This is a genomic window from Mycobacterium sp. (assembly GCF_035623875.1).
Classification (GTDB): Bacteria; Actinomycetota; Actinomycetes; order Mycobacteriales; family Mycobacteriaceae; genus Mycobacterium.
Map to the genome: position 1 here is coordinate 1 of NZ_DASPSP010000146.1, position 3,843 is coordinate 3,843.

Consider the following 3,843-nt stretch of genomic DNA (forward strand, 5'->3'; position numbering starts at 1 on the left):
GCCCCACCAAAAAACGGCTGCCGTCGTAGAACACCGCCGAGGGCATCAACGAACCCGCCGCCGACAACCGCAGCTCCTGCACGTAGCCGTGCCGGTCCCGAAACGCCGCCGCGGTATTCGAGCTGCCGAAATCAATCGCCAACGCCACGCCCGTGGCAAACTCAGCCACCACTCACCACCGTTCGTGCCTACCCACCCGGGTGACCGGCCCCACAAGGGATCAGTCCCCCACACCGCCTGGGATCGATCTGGCTGCCGCAGTGATGCTACGTGTGCTACGGGCGCTGCGTGTTGGGTTTGAGCGCCGCGTTCACTGTCCCGCGCTAACGGCCCATGAAAACATGGACGTCGGCGGCGCGTAGCCGATACGTTTGTGGTGCGGGCCTAGTCCATCGCAGGTGGTGGGGACTGAACCGCTCGCAGAGCAGAGCCGATCGCAGGGAGTGTGCGTCTTGGCAGTCAGGTCGGAGGATTGGGAGGCGCTGGCGGAACGTGCTACCCGTCGGCCCCAGTGGGTGCGATGAGTGCCAGTGACTGTCTGGGTGGATCGTCGACCTGACCGCGAGTATCAGTAGGATCCGGTGAGGTTAATGCGATTTCAACACTCGATCTCGCACAAGGCCTTTCGAGTGTTTTCCGACTACCGCTGGCACATCCTGGTGGTGGCCGGCATTGGTGCGTTCGCCCTGGGTTGCGCTGGGTATTGGGGGTACTTATCCGGCCAACACAAAGGTCCCTCGCTCAGTGACGTCGCTTACGCGAGCATGCAGCTGTTCTTCGGGACGACTTTGGCCGAAACCCACCTGCCCACCTCGCTGAACGTCGCCCGTTTTTTGGCGTTCATCGTCACGGGGTGGGCGGGTGTTACGGCGATCGCAGCTCTGTTTGCCGACAGGGTACGGCAAATGCGTATCCCGTGGATGCGCGGTCATGTCGTGGTGTGCGGTCTCGGCTATAAGGGCAGCGTGTTTGTCGACCATCTGCGTGACGCCCATGCGGGCGTGGTGGTCATCGAGGCCGACGCCAACAATCCCCACATCGACTTGTGCCGTAGCCGGGGGGTGCCGGTGATCGTCGGTGATGCGCAGCTGAAGCGCACATTGCACACCGCCGGTGTGGAGCGCGCGGCCCGGCTGCTGGCTGTCACCCCTGAGGACGCGGTCAATACCGAGATCGTGGCCGTCGCCAGTGAGTTGGTCGCGTCCCGTTCCGGCGGTCAATTGGGCTGTCTGGCCCAAATCACCGACCCCCACTTGTGCGCGTTACTGCGGATTCAAGAGACCAAGCGCACCGACTCTGCGTCGGCACTGGACTTCTTCAATACCGACGAGATCAGCGCGCGCTTGATGCTCGACGAGTTTCCCATCGACACCGAGCACGGGCAGCCACACATTCTGGTCGCCCACCTTGATGACTTGGGAGCCTGGCTGATTTGGCACGCGGCGCGCGATTGGTACGACAGCCGCCGCGACGACACCTCCCCGCTGCTGGTCACTGTGCTGGACGACCGAGGGGATCAGCGGGTGCGCGCACTGCTCGCCCAACATCCCGACCTGGAAAAGGTATGTCAATTCATCAGCCTCTCGACTTCGGCCCGCGACATCCAGCAGCTGCCGGCCCATCATGCCGACGCGGCAGCCCCACCGCTAACCCGCGCCTATGTCACTGCATATCGCGACGAGAACGCACTTCAGACCGCGCTTAAGTTGCGCCACGCATTGCATCCGGCCATCGGCCTTGTCGTCGCGCTGTCGCGCTCAGATGGGGTATCTCGGATCATGAGCGACACCTGGAGCACCAATGGCCCGCTCGCAAACGTCGTCGTTTTCCCGACGCTGGAGCGCATTTGCACGGTCGATCTCATCCAGGGCGGATCGTTCGAAGCCATCGCGCGCGCGCTGCATGAGCGCTGGCGCGCCGAGCAGATCGCGGCGGGCAACCACGCCCCAGCGTGGGCGGAACTGGACGAATCGCGCAAAGAGTCCAGCCGCGCCCAAGCCCGCGACATCGCCGCGAAGTTGCGCAGTCTCGAATACGAGCTCGCGCCGTTGCACGACTGGGATGCTGCAAGTTTCACATTCACCAACCCGGAGATCAAAACACTTGCCATCGCCGAACATGACCGCTGGATGCGTGAACGCCTCGCCGACGGCTGGACCCTGGGAGACAAAGATGTCCAGCAAAAGAAAAGTCCGTATCTTGTGCCGTTCGAGGACCTGCCCGACGACATCGCCGAATTTGACTGCATGTTCGTGAAGGAATACCCTGCCATCCTCGCCTCGGTCGGTCTGCAAATCGTCTCAGTCACATCAGTTCTCGGCTCAGGCGGGCCTTGAACGCATCGTTTGTCTCGCCCCGTCGCTTAGGGTGACAAAGCCTGACTCGATTGCACGGGCTGTCAGGGCGGATAGGACCCGAGCCGCGGCGTTGTCGGCTGCACCGCCGGAGTCTTCGTTGGAGCATAACGCGTCTTCGTGATAGGACGAATCGAGATCGTCGGGTAGCCAACGGGATTTCGAAGCGAGTGCCGGATGGTTGTCGGATGCCGTGACATCCATCAGAACCAAAGATGGTGTGAGATAAGGTATTTCTCGACTAATCCGAGCACCAAGAAGGCACGTTGCCTAGTTTGTCGTTCCCAGAAGAACGCCACCACAGAGCTTCGGAGTTAGGGCCTCGAACCGCTGGCGGCTGATCATCGATTCGATGGTCAATCACAAAAAGCCAGGGACGCCTAGCGCAGACAGGAGTAGGTCGTTCTGTTGCATTGGGAACGCCCCCGGGCCCCCTCTCCCCGGGGGCGGGCCGTTCTTCGGTGGTCGGACACCGCTTTGGCGCTCAATTCCGACTAAACCGAATGCCGAGGGAATGTTATGCTGCGAGGCCGGCGGCCCAGGCGTGAACCTGGGCATCACTACCGACGATTTGTGTCTTGATCGTCATGGAGGGCGCGTAGAGCGTGCCCACCCAACGCCCCATCTCAAAGTCCACCCGCAGCACCCCACCGTCGGGCAACCTGTAATGCCCACTGCGCATCGCTTTGCCCATTGGCCACTCCCATCGGTGTCGCTGCGGCGGCGAGCCGCTCTCATAGAGATATACGGCCGAGCACGCAGGAGCGTTCAGCACCGCCGCAGACAAGATCGACGAAACCACGGCCCGGATCTACGCGCACAGCAAAGACGACGGCTTTAGACGCCGGGAAGAGTTTGGGTGCAGTTGATACATCCTCGTGACACCAAGGCCGTTTCCGGGCCTTCACGGGCCGCGTCAGTAGGCGAAAATGCTGGTCAGGATGGTGCCCCCGGCAGGATTCGAACCTGCGGCCTTCTGCTCCGGAGGCAGACGCTCTATCCCCTGAGCTACGGGGGCGCATATGCGAGATGCTGCGCCAACGGGCCACGACAGACTAACGCATGACGGCGGCCGGCTGCCCACCGGAATGGATTCGAGGCCGGGGCACCCCAGCCAATAGGATGGCCTGCGTGAATCCCGCCGACCTGGCCGAGCTGCTCAAGGCCACCGCGACCGCGGTGCTGGCCGAGCATGCGCTCGACACCGCCGCGCTGCCGCCGGTGGTCACCGTCGAGCGGCCGCGCAACCCCGAGCACGGCGACTACGCCAGCAACCTGGCGTTGCAGCTCGGCAAGAAGGTCGGCGTCAACCCCCGTGACCTGGCCGGATGGCTGGCCGAGGCGCTGGCCCAGGCCGACGGCATCGCCTCGGCGGAGGTGGCCGGGCCCGGCTTCATCAACCTGCGCCTGGACGCGTCGGCGCAGGGCGTCGTCATCAACAACGTCATCGATGCCGGCCACGCCTACGGCAACTCCGATGCTCAGGCCG

At 63.3% G+C, this 3,843-nt stretch carries 2 protein-coding genes, 1 tRNA gene and 1 pseudogene; 2 read left to right on the forward strand and 2 right to left on the reverse strand.

The genetic code is table 11. The features are described from left to right. The first annotated feature begins 590 nt into the window (after window positions 1–590). Complete coding sequence (locus tag VEI45_RS11760) at window positions 591–2,336, forward strand: NAD-binding protein (RefSeq protein WP_324853312.1); 1,746 nt, start codon at window positions 591–593, stop codon at window positions 2,334–2,336. Window positions 2,337–2,871: 535 nt separating this feature from the next. Here VEI45_RS11760 and VEI45_RS11765 read toward each other — a convergent pair. Next, on the reverse strand, window positions 2,872–3,048 hold the full coding sequence (locus VEI45_RS11765) for a hypothetical protein (protein ID WP_324853313.1): 177 nt from the start codon (window positions 3,046–3,048) through the stop codon (window positions 2,872–2,874). Between the two features lie 248 nt (window positions 3,049–3,296). Then, window positions 3,297–3,372: transfer RNA gene (locus VEI45_RS11770), tRNA-Arg, on the reverse strand. A gap of 113 nt (window positions 3,373–3,485) precedes the next feature. Between VEI45_RS11770 and VEI45_RS11775 the strand changes: the two are divergent. Further along, window positions 3,486–3,843 (forward strand): annotated as a pseudogene (locus VEI45_RS11775) (arginine--tRNA ligase); the annotation flags it as partial.

What these genes read in the sequence shown, in the direction of transcription:
- VEI45_RS11760 (WP_324853312.1), top strand. Translation starts at nt 591, where the DNA reads ATGCGATTTCAACACTCGATCTCGCACAAGGCCTTTCGAGTGTTTTCC.
- VEI45_RS11765 (WP_324853313.1), bottom strand. Translation starts at nt 3,048, where the DNA reads ATGGGCAAAGCGATGCGCAGTGGGCATTACAGGTTGCCCGACGGTGGG.